This is a genomic window from Sphaerochaeta globosa str. Buddy (assembly GCF_000190435.1).
Classification (GTDB): Bacteria; Spirochaetota; Spirochaetia; order Sphaerochaetales; family Sphaerochaetaceae; genus Sphaerochaeta; species Sphaerochaeta globosa.
Genome location: NC_015152.1, coordinates 3,040,097 through 3,056,957 on the forward strand (window position 1 = coordinate 3,040,097; position 16,861 = coordinate 3,056,957).

General features: G+C 48.8%; 12 protein-coding genes. 1 reads left to right on the top strand and 11 read right to left on the bottom strand.

The window, feature by feature from the left end; translation table 11 throughout:
* Positions 1-87 precede the first annotated feature (87 nt).
* The gene (locus SPIBUDDY_RS14170; protein WP_013608457.1) at positions 88-2,016 is read left to right on the top strand and encodes a putative bifunctional diguanylate cyclase/phosphodiesterase; all 1,929 of its coding nucleotides are present in this window, start codon (positions 88-90) and stop codon (positions 2,014-2,016) included.
* Between the two features lie 383 nt (positions 2,017-2,399).
* Here SPIBUDDY_RS14170 and SPIBUDDY_RS14175 read toward each other — a convergent pair whose 3' ends face one another.
* From SPIBUDDY_RS14175 to SPIBUDDY_RS16350, 11 genes are all read right to left on the bottom strand, one after another.
* Positions 2,400-4,175 (bottom strand): hypothetical protein, encoded by a 1,776-nt coding sequence (locus tag SPIBUDDY_RS14175; protein ID WP_013608458.1) that lies wholly within the window; start codon positions 4,173-4,175, stop codon positions 2,400-2,402.
* A gap of 90 nt (positions 4,176-4,265) precedes the next feature.
* Positions 4,266-4,751, bottom strand: coding sequence for a DUF6672 family protein (locus SPIBUDDY_RS14180; RefSeq protein ID WP_013608459.1), 486 nt, complete (start codon positions 4,749-4,751; stop codon positions 4,266-4,268).
* Entirely contained in the window at positions 4,748-5,863 is a 1,116-nt protein-coding gene (locus SPIBUDDY_RS14185) for an ABC transporter permease (RefSeq protein ID WP_013608460.1), read from the bottom strand. The genes SPIBUDDY_RS14180 and SPIBUDDY_RS14185 overlap by 4 nt, the downstream gene beginning before the upstream one ends.
* Positions 5,860-6,921, bottom strand: a complete 1,062-nt coding sequence (locus tag SPIBUDDY_RS14190) for an ABC transporter permease subunit (protein ID WP_013608461.1) — start codon at positions 6,919-6,921, stop codon at positions 5,860-5,862. Before SPIBUDDY_RS14190 ends, SPIBUDDY_RS14185 begins: the two co-directional genes overlap by 4 nt.
* Positions 6,918-8,552 carry a sugar ABC transporter ATP-binding protein gene (locus SPIBUDDY_RS14195; protein ID WP_013608462.1) on the bottom strand — a complete coding sequence of 545 codons (1,635 nt, stop codon included), beginning with the start codon at positions 8,550-8,552 and terminating at the stop codon, positions 6,918-6,920. The genes SPIBUDDY_RS14190 and SPIBUDDY_RS14195 overlap by 4 nt, the downstream gene beginning before the upstream one ends.
* Positions 8,553-8,693: 141 nt before the next feature.
* Positions 8,694-9,911 (bottom strand): DUF3798 domain-containing protein, encoded by a 1,218-nt coding sequence (locus tag SPIBUDDY_RS14200; protein ID WP_013608463.1) that lies wholly within the window; start codon positions 9,909-9,911, stop codon positions 8,694-8,696.
* A gap of 172 nt (positions 9,912-10,083) precedes the next feature.
* Positions 10,084-10,839, bottom strand: a complete 756-nt coding sequence (gene rlmB, locus SPIBUDDY_RS14205) for a 23S rRNA (guanosine(2251)-2'-O)-methyltransferase RlmB (RefSeq protein WP_013608464.1) — start codon at positions 10,837-10,839, stop codon at positions 10,084-10,086.
* A gap of 57 nt (positions 10,840-10,896) precedes the next feature.
* On the bottom strand, positions 10,897-12,036 hold the full coding sequence (gene dnaJ, locus SPIBUDDY_RS14210; RefSeq protein WP_013608465.1) for a molecular chaperone DnaJ: 1,140 nt from the start codon (positions 12,034-12,036) through the stop codon (positions 10,897-10,899).
* 101 nt (positions 12,037-12,137) lie between these two features.
* On the bottom strand, positions 12,138-14,069 hold the full coding sequence (dnaK, locus tag SPIBUDDY_RS14215; protein ID WP_013608466.1) for a molecular chaperone DnaK: 1,932 nt from the start codon (positions 14,067-14,069) through the stop codon (positions 12,138-12,140).
* A 90-nt stretch (positions 14,070-14,159) separates the two neighbouring features.
* On the bottom strand, positions 14,160-14,792 hold the full coding sequence (locus tag SPIBUDDY_RS14220; RefSeq protein WP_013608467.1) for a nucleotide exchange factor GrpE: 633 nt from the start codon (positions 14,790-14,792) through the stop codon (positions 14,160-14,162).
* Positions 14,793-14,962: 170 nt separating this feature from the next.
* Positions 14,963-16,858 carry a SpiroCoCo family coiled-coil protein gene (locus tag SPIBUDDY_RS16350; RefSeq protein ID WP_013608468.1) on the bottom strand — a complete coding sequence of 632 codons (1,896 nt, stop codon included), beginning with the start codon at positions 16,856-16,858 and terminating at the stop codon, positions 14,963-14,965.
* Between the last annotated feature and the right edge of the window lie 3 nt (positions 16,859-16,861).

Below are 16,861 nucleotides of genomic sequence, written 5' to 3' on the forward strand. Positions count from 1 at the left end.
ACAGCACATTTTTGATGCGGGGCTGAATTAATTTGCATGCCTTCCACATTTAAGAGTAGAATTGAGCCACAGGAAGTAGAGGACCCAATGGAGTTAATTGTAGCTGAGATTATATCGTTCTTTATTGTAGCTGCCATACTCATCGAACATCGGCGCTCCCAAAAAGATTCCAAACACCCAAAGCAAGACTCCATAACCTCGGTTGCGTTCTCCTATCTGTTCTATCTCGGTATTTCCATCATCGTCCACCTATCCATGCGGGGCTACCTTACACTGTTTCCTTGGTTTTCAAGAGTAGCAACCCTTATACACATGCTGGCCATTCCTACCTATATCCTTTTTTGGATGCGTGCCATCGAACGCCGTCTCCTTCATCAAAGGACGGCACGCATTCTCGAACGGGTACAGGTCAGCATCCTCACCCTGGCTGCTATTGTCACATTTACCGACCTCGCTTTCAACAGACTGTTTATCTTCTCTGATGCCGGAAGATTCATAGAAGGACCCGGCCTGCTGTATATGCACTTACTGAGCAGCTTATTCATTCTTATTCAGGTAATTTCCTTGTTCTCTCGTTGGCGACAAATACCCAGTTACATCCGCATACTGTTTCTCTTCTCGTCCCTCTTTCTGCTTCTCTCCCTCATCTTCTTTCAGTGGTTCCGCCAACCGTATCTCTTAGGTCTCAGCAGCACCTTCATGCTGTTGCTCAGTTACCTGGTTTGGCAAAGAAGAGAACTCACCTTGGATTTGTTGACGAGAATCCCCAACTACACTGCCTACTATGAGCACCTCAAGCATATCGTGCACACCCGTCATGAAACGACGATTCTGATGTTGGATATCGAAAACTTCCGATTGATCAACGAACGCTACGGCAATTCCTATGGGGATCGCTTCCTCCAGCTTTTTGCAGCCAAACTCAGCACATTTACTACACTGGGTTCTGTATATCGGCTATTCGGCAATCGGTTCGCTCTCATTCTTCCACGCCAAACCCATAATGGCGTAGTGCGAATTGTTCAAGGCATCAGAGCCATCACCAATGAAGGGTTTATCATTGAAGACGTGCCTATCGTCTGTCACATCAATATTGCTATTGTCGAGACTCCCCTGAAAACGAATACCTTGGAAGAAATCGCTGACTCACTGGACTTTACCATGGTCAAGATCAAGGAGAGGCGAAGGGTTTCGGTAATCATTTTCAACCAGAAACTGATCCCCTTGCGCCAGAGAAAACTCGATATTCTCTCGGTCCTCAGAAAAGCAGTGAGGGATGAGTCGATGGTGAAGGTCCATTATCAGCCAATCATCGATATGCAGGACCACCATATTATCGCTGCTGAAGCGTTGATGCGCATCGAGGACGAGCGTCTTGGAATGATTTCTCCCGGAGAGTTCATTCCCGCCGCAGAGATGGCAGGCCTCATTTCTCCACTGACAGAGATTATCATACGAAAGGTCTGCACACTGTTGAAAACTCATGAGCAGCAGACATCCCATCTATCTCACATTTCCATCAACATCTCTGCTGATGACTTGAACTCTTCAGAATTTGCCCATCGGATTCTCGACGTCATCGAGCAGACCCGGGTGGATGCAAGAAAACTTAGTTTTGAGGTAACGGAGTCAGTGCTTCTCAGCCCCTCTGATTCCGTACAAAAGAATTGGAATGCCTTTTCTGAACGAGGAATACATTTTCTCCTCGATGATTTCGGTACCGGGTATTCCAATTTGGAGACGCTGGTAAGCAAGCCGTTCGACTTCGTCAAGCTTGACAGAAGCGTGGTTTCGAACGCAACCAACAACTATGAACTACTCGTCCTTATTGCCGGAATGCTGAAATATCTTGGTAAAAGCATGGTCGCCGAAGGAGTGGAGACGGAAGAACAGCTGCAAATGGTGAAGGGACAGGGGATTCAATTCGTACAGGGATACTACTTCTCCAAGCCGGTACCGGAAGCCCAACTTTTGGCATGGCTGTCAGGTAATTTGAGAATCAATCCCAAAGTCTGAAGAAATGAGGCTCCGTACCCCTACGAAGCCTCATTGCCGACCATCCACCTTCTCTCAAGACAGGCGGCCACCTCCCCAGGCAGCCGCCAACTGTTCGATCCCCCCACGCAAAGGGAACGGTCTGAAGAAATCGTCTCAGAACTCTCCCAGAAAGAACAATGTCTAGAAGGAAACACAAAACAGAGTCTTTCTGTACCTTCATCCTATCCTCAGTTACCCTCTGCCGTCAATCAATACCGTATCTGAGGCACTCATAATTCTCGCAGTGTACTATGGATTTTCAGAAACAAAGGGGATCATGGGACGTTCCAGAATCCCGATTATTCTTGCTATACCATTCCTTTATATACATATACTTGCCGATTATCTATACATATTCTCCTTTATATTCGATACATAGCACCAAGGGTCAGTTGCACATCTCCGGCGGTAACACCGCTCTTGTTCTTGTAGTTGCTGATGCTGATGTAATCAACCTGGCCAAAGACCGAGAGACCGTTGGTAAGCTGATAGGAGCCATTCACACCTGCAACAAAGGTATAGGATACTGCGTTTCGGGATGCATAGGTATTGTCGTTGTAGTTTCCTGCACTATCACCACCATTGTCAGTGGGAGTAGTAACCAAGGGAGATCCCGTGCTGCCTCCTACACGATCCCAGATAGTGAACATGTCGAAAGTACCGTGAGCCATATAGAATATATTGGATGAGACACTCCATCTTCCAAACGACTTCACGCCCCCATTGAGATTCACAACCAAAGCATCGTTGCCATAGGTATAGCCAAGGAACTCCGGGTTGTAGCGTGTACCTTGGTAATTGGTGAATTCGCGGATTACCCCTACATACTGTATCCCATAGGCGTCATACGCACTCGTATCAGGCTCGCTTGTAGAGGCATAACGAAGGTAGAGATACGGATCTGTATAGGCAAACTCAAGCGATGCGTACCCTACATGCTTCTTCATGGGCAGTACTCCTTGGATTCCTGCAAGGTACCCAAACGTATTCGGATAATTGGTAACCGTTGCACTTGGTACGGGTTCACCGGGAAGCGAAAATTCATCAACGGCGACTTGGGCATAGATGTTCAAGCCACGAAATGGGGTGAAGTCTAGCTCAAAGCCAAGGATGGAGTTGGCATTGCTTCTGATGTAGTAGTCATGGAAAATCATGGCAGGATTGAAGATCCTCAGATCCAAAAGATTTTCTTCACTCTGGTACATGATGCTTTCAGTGACAGTAAGCCCCAGTTTGTCCTGAAGCATTCTCCACTCCAAGCGATGGGCCATGAACATGTAGATTCCCTTGAGTACAGATCCTTGTCCATCACCCAGAAGAGGGCCATCAGTCTGTGAATTTGTCGGGGTATCGAAATAACTCGAAGGATGCGGGAAAAACGATGCCACAAAGGTATATTTGAACTTGTCAGAAAACGTGGTGAGACGGGCCATGTTGTGATACTTCAGTGTATCACTGAGCATAAGGTTGCCACTCGTTCCTGCACCCCAATTCAGCCTATCACGACCAAGCTGGAAGGTCCAATGGTCCCCTCCTGCTGCAACGAAGGCCCTATAAGGCATGTTGAAGTCCAAATCCGGCATCAGAGCTGGAGGCAGCATGATCACATTACTGGCGAAGGGGGTAGTCCCAAACCCATTCTCCAAGGTATTGGTGTTTGCCACAGTAAATTCCGAATACCCATAGAAATGGTCGGCAGGCCAGGTTTCCAAGCCGATGGCCAAAAGAGGTTTCTGATCAATATACCCTCTTTCCCAGGTATCCCTGCCGGTGAAATTGGTGGTATCGGTATGGTAATAGGCTTCCAGGTTTACATCGAGGTTCCAGGAGAGGCCTATGCCGTCACCCAAAACTTTAGGCTGGATATCCAGTTGTTGAACTACATAGTCATAGGTTGCAGCAAGACTTCCTCTCAGGTTGTCAGGTTTGAGCTTCGTTAGCATCAAGGCCAACTCAGCTTGGCTATAAGGTCCGGTTGTTGAAGGGAGGGAGAGCCCTTGGGCAATATAGAGAGTTTGTATGGCTGAATAGACATCGCTATCCAAACTAAATATTTTCTGCTGATTTGAGAATGCAGAAAGTGGTGAAAGCGTCAGTGCAATAAGCAAAACGAGTAACGATGCACGAAACATTCGCATGAGAGACCTCTTTTTGATAATTTTCACCAGTATAAATGAAGGGGGGCCAAATAGCACCCCCCCAATAATTCAATTCTTTTTCTGTTGAAGTTACAATTCGGTAATCAAGCCGGCCAGGTCATCGGTTACTACTGATTCCTCCACTTGAGCTGCGGTAATAGCATAGGTAGGAGGAGCATAGTTCTGAAGCCAGACGCTTTGATCCGCATCTGCATTGGCAACCAAGGCAGGAACAAGAACCATAACCATGTCCTGCATCAAGGGGACTGTAAACTTTCGGGTAATCGTGTGCTCTTCCCAATTGGAGTCCGTATAGATTACGGTCACCTTATGGGTCTGGCCGGTTACCTCGAACTTGTCACGGTCGCGGGCGGCTAGTTCAAGTCCATCAAGCTTGTTGAGCTGAACCTCCACCAACTGCAGAGCCTTGACCTCGGTTCCATTGACCGTAACAGTCTTGTTGTCGACGAGAACTGTATGCATTCTTCCGATGAAGAAGAGGAAAACGGAGAATACAAGAATTAAAACAATACAGGCAAGACGAATCCATGTTTTTCGATTGAAGGTAATACTCATGCTTTCACCTCCTGCTCGGCTGCAAGCTCAAGACCTGCAATATTCTCGTCCCGCTTCTTTCTCACTTCATAAAGAACCAGTGAGATGGTGATGACGCCATAGGAGACAAAGACCCGGAAATACTCGCCAAGCTGGGCTTGTCCGATGAGGTTCTTGCCTGCCATCGGAGAAACAATGAACATCAGGTGGAACAGAATGACACCAAGAAATACGTTTCTGATATTTGCCTTTGCAACCGTTGCGCCACCTACAAGAAGGGCCGCCACACTGAACATACCAATCTGCATATGACTGTTGTAGGTGTTAAGCGTTCCAATATTCTGCATGTACACAATCATGCCAAAGCCGGCAAATACGGTGGAAATGATAATCGAGATAATACGGGTATGCTCAACGCGTATTCCAGCTGCCCGTGCAACCTCCATATCCTGGCCAACCGCCCGCATATCCTGTCCGAGCTTGGTTTTCTTGAACCAAAGCACAAATAGACAGAGAATCGCAATGAGAGCAAAGGTGGCAAGAGGGATGGGAATATTGAAAAGCCTAACCGTCAACAGGTCATCCAAGCTCTTGCGGATACCAATCAAGTTGACGGTATTGCGAATACCATACCCACGGGGAAGCAACAAGGCGTTTGAACGGATTGGAATGATGGCTCCCATACCATAGAGAACGATCAGCTGATAAATACCGTTCATGAAAAAACCGATGATATAGCTGGTAACCATCTCACGGCCTTTGGCCATGTTCAGGATTTTACCGCACCACCACCCCAGCACAATGGAGATGGGGGTGGAAATAATCATCGCCAGCAGCATACCCGGAATACCTACGATGCCCCAGTCGCTGATGAAGATCAAGCCGATTTGGCCTGCCATCGCGCCTAGAGTCATACCGAAGTTCAGCCCCATGCCCGCCAAAATGGGAATCAGGAGGCTTACAATCAAAAAGGAGTTCCTGACAATACGGATAATAATTTCACTTAGCAAATAATTAGCAGAGTATCCACTGAGAGGAATACCAAATGCACAAATCACCAAGAATAGGATTGGCACGGTATTGTTTGCCATAAAACGAAGTACTTTTTGCATAGTAGTCATCTGGAGTTTCATCGTACTGCCTCCGTCTTTCTGGTCAGGGCGTAGAGGATCATACCGTTTGAAACCACAATTCTGATAACCTCGCTCATGTCAGTGTGAATCATCGAGTTCATGACTGACGGAGTCATGGTGACAATACCCTGGAACAAGAAGGTACCGATTACAACATTCAGGATCGAAGCCTTATTAACCGAAGCACCTCCGATAAGGATTGCCGAAACTGCCGGCAAGGCCATGTAGAAGGGACCCATATAAAGCTGGATGAATCCGAAGCTTTGCTGATACACCAGAATGCCGATTGCCCCGAGCCAGGTTGACATGACCACACTCAAGGTCCTGATACGGTCGACGTTGATGCCGCTAGCTCGGGCAAACACCGGGTTCGACCCGACAGCGGTCATAGCGGTACCTGTTTTGGTATGCAGGAAGGCCCAAATGGCAAAGGCAAGAAGAGCAAAGAACAAAATCATACCGGTAGGAATGAGCAAATGGTCACTAACCCGAATCGACAGTAAATCGTTGAGTACATGCAGGTAGTACCCTTCCACCGAAATGGTGGTACGAAGGCCGGACCCGCTGAACCCCCAGACCATGGTGGGATTGCTGAACGGCAGCAGAAGCCACATGATGCACATGAAAGCTACGCTGGAGAATCCAACATAGGTGGCGATCATCATCTCCCCACCTTTGACCCGGTTGAGCAACTGCCCGTACCCCCAGCCGAGAATGACGGCGAACGGAGTGGCAAGCAGGATTGCCAAAACAAATGAGAACGGCCCCGGAACATTGATTTGCAGGCTGATGGTTGCACCAAGAAGGCCTGCAATAATGCCCAGGGGAAGACCGAAGTTCAGCCCGCAACCACTATGAATCATCGGTACCATGGCCAAAACCATGACTGCGTTCATGCCAAAGCGATTGAGCGTATCAGAGAGACTGGTTCCTACATTTACCCCCACAAACGGAGCAAGAATGAAGAGAACCAACAAGAACAAGGCGATGATTACACGGGGAAGCCCAAAGGAGTGCACCATGCCCTTGATCGAAGCTGTCAGCTTTTCGAAGTTCATAGACTCCCTCCTTGTTGCGCTTGACTTGTCTGTCCAACCATCAACAGTCCAAATTCCGCACTGTCGGTGGATGCCGGAAGAATGCCAAACACCTTACCGTCGCTGATAATTGCGATCCGGTCACAAATCGCTCGAAGTTCTTCAAGTTCACTGGATATCATGACTATGGTGGTCCCACTCTCCTCGTTGTATTTCCTCAGGGCTTTGAGCACGAGGCTCTTGGCCCCGATGTCGATGCCCCGCGTGGGCTCGGAGACAAATAAAAGTTTCGGAGCAACAGCAAATGCCTTTGCAAGGCAGATTTTCTGCTGATTGCCACCGCTCAGCTCCTTCGCTTTCTGCTTGGTGCTGGTGCAGCGTATTTCCAACTGCTTTACATAGCTGTTTGTTTCTTCTTCGATTGCATCCTGGTCACGCCATTTGATGGCCCCACCCAGGTACTTCTTAAGATATTTCTCCTGAACCTGCATCGCTGTAAACGAGACGTTCCATTCCAGTGTCTCATCGAGCAACAGGCCAACACCACGACGATCCTCACTCACGAAAGCCATACCGGCGTCCAGAAAATTACGGGGGTTGTTCAACTCAATCTGCTTCCCCTCAAAGGTAATCTTCCCACCGGCAGGGAACAGCCCCATCGCACCATTGGGGATGCCGAGCTTTCCTTGGCCAGCCATGCCGCCGATACCCAGAATCTCACCCTTATGGACCTCAAGATTCACATTCCGGACCGTTTCACCGGGCATGTTCACCCACAGGTTCTCCATTGAAAGAATTACCGGGGACTTCTCATAGTCGAAATTTCGAGCTTGCCGCTGAGCGGTATTTACATCACGACCGACCATCCATCGTGCGATTTCCGTGATCACAACACCTTTGGCAGGAACGGTCTTGATAATCTTACCGTCACGCATGACCATGATGGTATCACAGACATCGATAATTTCCTGTAAGCGGTGGGTAATGAAAATAATGGCTATCCCTGCGTCACTAAGCTTACGCATGGCAGCAAGCAGACTGTCGGCTTCCTGTTCAGAAAGTACCGCGGTCGGTTCATCGAGTACCAGGAGTTTTATTCCTTCTGTAGCCTCGGTAGCTTCCTTGCTCAGTTCTCGTGCGATTTCGGTGAACTGCTTATGTCCTACAGGCATCTGTGAAACTACCATGTCGGCGTCAAGGGGAACATTCAGACGCCCGATGGCACGCTTGGAGATCTCTTCCATCTCTACACGGTTGAGGAGATTCATCCGCTCTCCGAACACTTCGCTGAGCCAAGTGTATTTAAGCGGTTCACGATTCAGCAAAATATTTTCTGTGGCTGTAAAATCCGGCAACAGGGAAAATTCCTGGTGCACCATGCCAATTCCTTTCGCCAAGGCATCAATGGGGGAAGAAAATGCAACCTTCTGTCCATGCATCAAGACTTCCCCGCCGAATCCACCGGTTTGATGGATCTCATCCATGCCAAAGAGAATTTTCATCAAGGTGGACTTTCCAGCACCATTCTCCCCGACGAGGCCCAAAATCTCCCCTTCTTTCAGGGAGAAATTGATATCGCTGAGTACTTGATTACCGAAAAAGTCCTTGCTGATGTGTCTCATCTCCAGCAAGGGAGCATCGTTCTCATTCATCTGTTCTATCCTTCCAAACTTGGTTGTGGCTCTTGCCTGCAAGCAGACAACAGTCACGACCACGTTCCAACATTAACTTTCATGTAGCGGTACAAAGGGGGAGAGTATCACTCTCCCCCTCAAAGTTTCAACTAGAATACCTTATTTGATGGAGAAATACTTCTCGGGAACAATGAGGTCAGCATTGCCCATGTAACCCTTACCCATCATGTAAGTGTCCTGATAAATGAGGATGTGGTTGCGAGCACGAACACCAGTGTTGACATCGGTGTAGAATGCGCCATTCCACTTTGCGCCAGCGGTGTACTTACCATATGCCTTCATGATGTCAGCAAGCTTGAGCAGTTCGCTCTCGCCCTTGAGTACGTTGATGGCATGCTGGCCGAGGCCGGCGGTGGTGGTGTAACCATAGGAATAAGCCCAGGTACCAAAGCGGCCTGCGCCACCCTTGGCAACAACAGAAGCTTCAACCTTCTTGAGAATAGCGGCAAAGTCGCCAGCCTCAGCAGCAAGGTCGATGCCCAGAGCTCCAGGATAGCCCATCAACGGGCTGGGGAGGTCGGCTTCAATGAAGTAACCACCGTAAGCCAGAAGTTGCTTGAGCAGGGGCTCGGTGTGAGCATCGTTGGTGCAGAAGAAGGCTGCTTTCTTGCCATAGGTTTCAATCCACGCGGGAACCTTCTCGAGAATGTACTGCTGGGCACCGGCAACACCGACGTCGGAGGTCGGATCGGGAGCGGTCTCAAGCACGAACTTCATACCAAGTTCTTCACAGGTTGCACGCATGATGGCAACGCGGCGGCTCATGGTCTCATAGCTGAGGTGTCTGGGGAAGGAGATGTGTACGAATGTGTCACATCCGAGCTCGTGAGCGGTGCGGATGATCAGATAGCCACGGGCCACGAAGTCGTTGTTGACAGCAAGGTCTGCAGAAGTCTGGATTACGCCCGGGTCCTCGTGAGCTTCACCAGCGATGGTGAAAATGTCGGGTCTTCTTTCCTTGACGCGGCGGAAAGCCTCAGTGGTTCCAGGAATTGCCTGGTTGACAATGATTGCCTTCATCTTCGGATCGTCGGCGAGGCCGCTGATTACGCTGATGGTTGTCTCGGCTTCATCCATGAAGTTATCAGGATAGGTGACGTGCTGGATGATGCCACCGGTGGAAACAGAACCGTACTCCTGAATCAGGCGTTCAGCACCACGCAGGTCATCTTCAGACTGGGAAACTGTACCGGTGACAATACCAACATGGAAGTCACTGGCAGCAGGTTTTGCGGCAGCAGTCTCTTGTGCACCTTGTGCAAACAAGAAACCAGAGGCCAGCAGGATGCAAAGAACAAGAGCTAACGTCTTTTTCATTTCTACTTATCTCCTTGATTGGGATATATCCCACAAACCATGATACGAAAAAGATAGCCATAACACAAGAAAAGTTTGTTTTATTTATGCAACTCAATGCAAAATGTATGCATAGATATAGAAAAAGGGTACAGAAGAACCCTGTACCCCTATACACACAACTTGATTTGTCTTACTTGGTAGCTTGCTGCCTTCTCACTTCATAGAGCAGAATCCCGGTCGCAACGGATACATTCAGAGAATCGATATGCCCGCTCATCGGAATCGTAACCATATGGTCACAGAGCTTCTGTGTTAGCTGCCCGATTCCCTTACCCTCATTGCCCATTACCAACACGGTTCTTTTGGGGAATACTGTCTTATACACAGCCTGCCCACTCATGGATGCACCGTAGACCCAGAAACCCTGGCTCTTGAGGTACTCAATTTCACGATTCATGTTGGTAACCGTAGCCAATGGCACGTACTGGGCAGCACCGGAGGAAACCTTCACTACGGTGGTATTGGCTTGGGCGCTGCGTCGTTCGGGAATGATTACCAACGAAACGGAGAATTGGTCTGCCGAACGAAGTATCGCACCAAGGTTCTGCGGATCGGTAATCTCATCCAGTACCAAAACCAAAGCCGAATCATCGTCCTTGAGGGTGGCGCAATATTCCTTCACCGACATGGCAGGAATCCGAGCCCCTGATCCCTTGCCGGGCACCATAAGGTCCAGTACCGCTCCCCGATGGTCGGCTTGGTCGACCATGCGGTCCATCTCAACCTTTGCAATCTTCTTAACGAGTACCTTGCCGGTAAGCAGAGCTTGTCGCTCCAACGCCTGGGTATTGCTTCCCATGCCACGTACAAGATAGAGAACAGACCCTGAGGCTGCTCCTTTTAGTCCTTCTTCAATGGCATGAAAGCCAATAATCTTCTCACCCATATGGTGCTCCTCGTAATGTGGGCAACAGGGCTACCGAATTCGGTAGCCCTGGCCATGTTATTCTTCATCAAATGGAACCGGATTCGGGGATGTGTCTTCACCCATTGCATCCGAAAGTTCCTGCATCAGCTTCTTTGCCTTCATACCCAAACGTTTGGGGACTTGCACCATCAGCTTGATATACATATCGCCTCGATCGGTTGAGTTGAGCTTGGTAACTCCCCTCTCCCTCACCCGAAGCATTTTCCCGTGTTGGATACCCGAGGGAATAGTGACCTTGATCGATTGACCATCGATAGTGGGGACCTGCATCTCGGCTCCCAATGAAGCTTGGGTAATCGAAATTGGAATCTGGCAATATAAATCATAATCCTGCCTTACAAAATACTTGTGAGGCTTCACATTGATGTATACATACAAATCACCAGAGGGACCGCCGTTAGGGCCAGTATCGCCCATGCCGCGCAGTACTACCCTGCTTCCCGTATCGACTCCTGCAGGAATGGTCACTTTGACCTTTTGCTGTTTCCGCTTCAAGCCCGTCCCATGACAGGAGGAACAGGGGTTCTCAATCACTTGGCCGCTTCCATTACAGGTGGGACAGGTGCTTGCGATGGCAAAGAAACCGCTGTTGCGTCTTACCTGACCGCTACCGTTGCAAGTGGGGCAAATCTTGGTTCCACTGCTCCCTTCGGAGCCAGAACCGTGACACTCCTCGCAGGCTACCTGATGGGAATAAGCAACCTCGATTTTCGTCCCAAATACAGCATCCTTGAAATCAATATCCACATCATAACGCAGGGAAGACCCGGCTTCCGGGCCACGCTGGTTACTTCGGCCCTGTGTTCGAGAACCTCCTCCAAAGAAGGAGCTGAAAATGTCCTCGAAACCGCCGCCACCAAATCCACCACCGAAAATATCGCTGAAATCACGGTAGACATTGGAGTAGTCATGATTGCCACCATTGGCACCATCGACACCCGCAAAGCCGTACTGATCATACATTTTGCGCTTCTTATCATCTCCAAGGACATCATAGGCTTCGGTAGCTTCCTTGAAGCGTTCCTCTGCTGCCTTATCCCCCGGATTCTTATCGGGATGGTTGGCAATCGCCAATTTGCGGTATGCCTTCTTAATCTCTTCAAGTGTTGCGGCCTTGGCGACCCCTAACACTTCATAATAATCACGTTTCGCCACGATGCGACTTCCTTAGAACAGATTGGCCTTAGAAACATCATGTCGGCCCGAAGCCGACATGATGGTAAGCCGTTGCGTTATAGTACCCTGTTACCGACTCCTTAGTCTACGACTTCGAAGTCTGCATCCTCAACGCCGTCCTTCTTGTGCTTCGACTTCGGAGCTTCAGAAGGCTCTTCCTGCGCTTGGGAAGCATCGGCACCCTGGGCAGCACCCTGAGAAGCACTCTGCTTGTACACTTCTTCGGCAAGCTTGTAGGCTGCCTGTTGCAGGGCTTCATTCTTTGCCTTGATTTCCTCAGCAGTTGCACCCTGGTTCTCCATCACTCTCTTGAGGTCGGTGATGGCACTCTCAATCTTTGCCTTGTCTTCGCTAGTGATCTTGTCACCGTACTCTTTCAGGGACTTTTCGGTTGAGTAGATCAGGCTGTCAGCTTCGTTGCGGGCATCGATTCGGGCGCGTTCCTTCTTGTCTTCTTCAGCATGAGCAGCAGCTTCCTTGACCATCTTTTCGATATCAGCATCGCTGAGACCGCCAGAGGATTCAATGCGAATCTTTTGCTCCTTGCCGGTGCCCAGATCCTTTGCAGAAACGTGGACAATACCGTTTGCATCGATGTCGAAGGTGACCTCAATCTGGGGAACGCCGCGAGGAGCTGCAGGAATACCAATCAGGTCGAACTTGCCCAACGTTCTGTTCTGGGATGCCATCTCGCGTTCACCCTGCAGAACATGAATGCTCACAGCAGTCTGACCATCAGCTGCAGTGGAGAAAATCTGGCTCTTGCGGGTAGGGATGGTCGTATTGCGCTCGATCAAACGAGTGCAGACACCACCGAGGGTCTCAATACCCAAGGAGAGCGGAGTAACATCCAGAAGCAGTACGTCCTTGACGTTTCCACCAAGAATTCCACCCTGAATGGCAGCGCCCATGGCAACAACTTCATCGGGGTTTACACCCTTGTGGGGTTCCTTGCCGAATAGTTCACGGACTACAGCCTGGACAGCGGGGATTCTGGTTGATCCACCAACGAGGATAACCTCATCGATATCAGCAGCAGTCAGACCGGCATCTCGGAGTGCATTCTTGACAGGGAGCTTGGAGCGCTCAATCAAGTCAGCAACAATCTGCTCGAACTTTGCACGGGAAAGCGTCATCTGCAGGTGTTTCGGACCGGTACTGTCAGCGGTAATGAACGGCAGATTTATGTCAGTGCTGGTCGAGTTGGAGAGCTCGATCTTCGCCTTTTCTGCTGCCTCACGCAGTCTCTGCAATGCCATCTTATCACCGGCCAGATCAATGGCGTTGGTCTTCTTGAATTCGCTGACCATCCATTCGATGATTCTCTGGTCAAAGTCATCGCCACCGAGGTGGGTATCACCGTTGGTAGACTTTACTTCAAAAACGCCATCGCCCAATTCAAGAATGGAAATATCGAACGTACCACCACCAAGGTCGTACACTGCAATCTTTTCTTCCTTGGATGCATCTTTTCCCAAACCATAGGCAAGGGCTGCAGCGGTAGGTTCGTTGACGATACGCTTTACATCAAGACCGGCAATCTTTCCGGCATCCTTGGTTGCCTGTCTCTGAGCATCGTTGAAGTAAGCAGGAACCGTGATGACAGCTTCGGTAACACTTTCACCAAGGTAGTCCTCAGCGGTCTTCTTCATTTTCTGCAGGACTGCTGCAGAGATTTCCTGAGGAGAATAAGACTCACCACGGATATCAATTTTTATCTCATCACCATTCTTGGTGGTTACTTTATAGGGTATTTTTCCAAGTTCAGAAGGAACTTCATGGTATTTGCGTCCCATAAAGCGCTTGATGGACCAAACAGTGTTCTCTGCATTCGTGACCATCTGGTTTTTTGCAGGCTGACCTACCAAGCGATCTCCCTTGGAGGTAAATGCAACAATACTGGGAGTTGTCCTCTGGCCTTCGCTGTTTGCGATGACCACTGGATCATTACCTTCCATAACTGCAACACAGCTATTGGTGGTACCCAAGTCAATTCCAATAATTCTTCCCATTTTTATATTTCTCCTCTCCAAATTAACTAACAATTTTCAGTTGAGGGATGTATTCCCTTGCACCTAAGGTACTCATACGGCAGTCAATCGTCAAACGTTTGGCTTACCGACTTTTACCTTTGCAGGCCTAATGACACGACCATGCAATTTGTACCCGCTGATGAACTCTTCCAAAACAGTTTCCGTTTCCAGTGAATCATCAACAACAACCATGTAGGATTCATGTTCTTCAGGATTGAACTCTTTTCCGACTGATTCAATTCTCTGAAGGCCCCAATTCTTCTCCAAGGTTGCATAGAGTTGAGCATTCACCATCAGTACGCCGTCATGCACTTTAGCATAATCTTTGGTAGACTCTGCAGCTTCCAAAGCACGTCCAAAATCATCAAGCGGCTGCAAAAGGTCCTTAATCAGACTCTCATTGGAAAACTTGATTGAATCATCCTTGTCACGGATGAGTCGCTTTCTATAATTCTCAAGGTCTGCACGGTCACGAAGCATCTGTTCCTTCAGGGAAGCGAGATCACTCTGAGCCGTCGCAAGCTGTTCTTTCAATCGCACGATTTCCAACTCCTTCTGTTCAAGTTCAGACGGGCTCTGAGCTTCCTGTCCTGCAGCTTCTGAGGAAGTCGGCACCTCTTGTTGATTTTCAACAGCCTGTTGGGTTGCGGTTTTCACTTCACTCTGATCATCAGACTTGCTTTTCTTTTCTTTCTTATCCATTCCGTCCCTCGATTTCCCACACACCAAAATCAGAAATTGGCACATGTCTATTTGTAAGCCCGGCATACAGAAAGATCTTCATGCCAGGCTCTGAATCATAACCATTCATATCATAAAGAGTAGCCCGATCTCGGGCATGCAGATAACATACTCACACTCAAGAGGAAGCGTCAAGTATTTTTATCCTCTTCCTCATCCAAAGTAATCTCTTCTTCTTCCCCTTCAGGAACGTACTCAACCCAGGCATTTTTATTCTTTAAAGCATCATCCAGCTCTTCTGCATCATCCAGCTCTTCTGCATCATCCAGCTCTTCTGTTTCAGGCAGCTCTTCTGTTTCAGGCAGCTCTTCTGTTTCAGGCAGCTCTTCTGTTTCAGGCAGCTCTTCTGTTTCAGGCAGCTCTTCTGTTTCAGGCAGCTCTTCTGTTTCGGGCAGTTCTTCTGTTTCGGGCAGTTCTTCTGTTTCGGGCAGTTCTTCTGTTTCAGACAGCTCTTCTGTTTCAGGCAGCTCTTCTGTTTCAGGCAGCTGTTCTGTTTCAGGCAGCTCTTCTGTTTCAGGCAGTTCTTCTGTTTCGGGCAGCTCTTCTGCTTCGGGCAGTTCTTCTGTTTCGGGCAGTTCTTCTGTTTCAGGCAGTTCTTCTGTTTCAGAACTAGCCTTCTCTTGAGCCTCAGCTTTCAATACATGAGCTTGTAACTGTTGCTGTTGCTCCTGGATGGTTTCGTTAATCGTATCCAACTCATCCTGCTTCTGATTCAATTGCAAAGCGAGGGCAGCCAATGAAGCGGCAAGAGCTGCAACATTGCTGCTCTGCTGAGTATTGGATGTGATAATACTTTCTTTCTCTTTATTCAGATGCTCCAGATTTTTATGCAACGATGTTGCTTCATCCTTAAGATATGCTATCACCTGGCCAAGTTCTTCCTGCTTGCGATTGCCTCTTCTAAGATTCTCCTGGACGTCATCGTAGCGCTTGACCAATTCCTGAATCTCGTTGGCATACGTTTCCAGATTCACGTGCTCCTGCGTCTTAAGCTGCTCGCTCATCTGCTGGGCCTGCACGACTCGTTCCTGCAACTCCTGGATGAAGCTGGTAATCGTGTGAATCATGGTTTGGAACGCCTGATCAGTCTTGGTGATGGTATGGGTAAACAGATTCTCCATCTCGGCATTGCATTCTTGGGAGAAAGCCTTCAAGGATTGCAGCGACTGCGTGTTGACTTCTTCTGCCAGCTGCTGCATGGTCTGTTTCTGCTGAACCAATGCTTTTTCGACATCAGTCTTGACTGCTTCATAGTTTTTCTTTTGTTCGTTCAAATCCTGGAAAGCCTGCTCGCGCGAAAGTTGAAGAGCATGCTCGTTGGAAGCAATAATCTGATCACTCTCATCGCCGAGCTGACGAATTTTGGCAAGCTGGCCGGAGAGCACTGCCAATGAAGCAGCTTCATGGCTCTTGAGCATCTCAGCATGAGAGGCGACTCGCGCTTGATTGGCCCTCTCAACCTCCTGGACCTCACTCTCATATTCCTGCAGTTTTGCATAGGAAGTATCCAACAGCTGCTTCACTTTCAGCTGTTGATTGGAGATTGCTTCACTTCCCTCTTCTATCATTGAAGCGAGTGAATTCCTGAAGGATTCAATTCTTGCATCAAATCCATCAATAATTGTCTGCACCGCTTCAATGCGTTGCACCTCTTCCTTTACCTGCTCAATACGTGCCTCAACCTGTGCAGTGGTGGCACCCAATTTAGTTAAAGAGTCGCGATAGGTTGTAAGCACTCCTTGCAGCTTGGCAAGGTCATCACTGCGAACTTCGAGTTCTGTAAGTTGGCTGTCAAGACGCATGAGCATCTGGTTCGAAGCCTCAATCCTATGATTGACACGCTCCTCGACCTGTTGGGCGGTATCCTTGAACTGGGATCGAGCCGATTCCACTTCTCGGGAAAAGAGACTGACCTTCTGCTTCATCAAATCCAGACGGCGGTCTCGTTTATCCTCCACTCTCAACAAGTAGATAATGACCAACGTAATCAGAAAGAGAATCACAGGAAGCAATAGTTCAAGTCCCATACC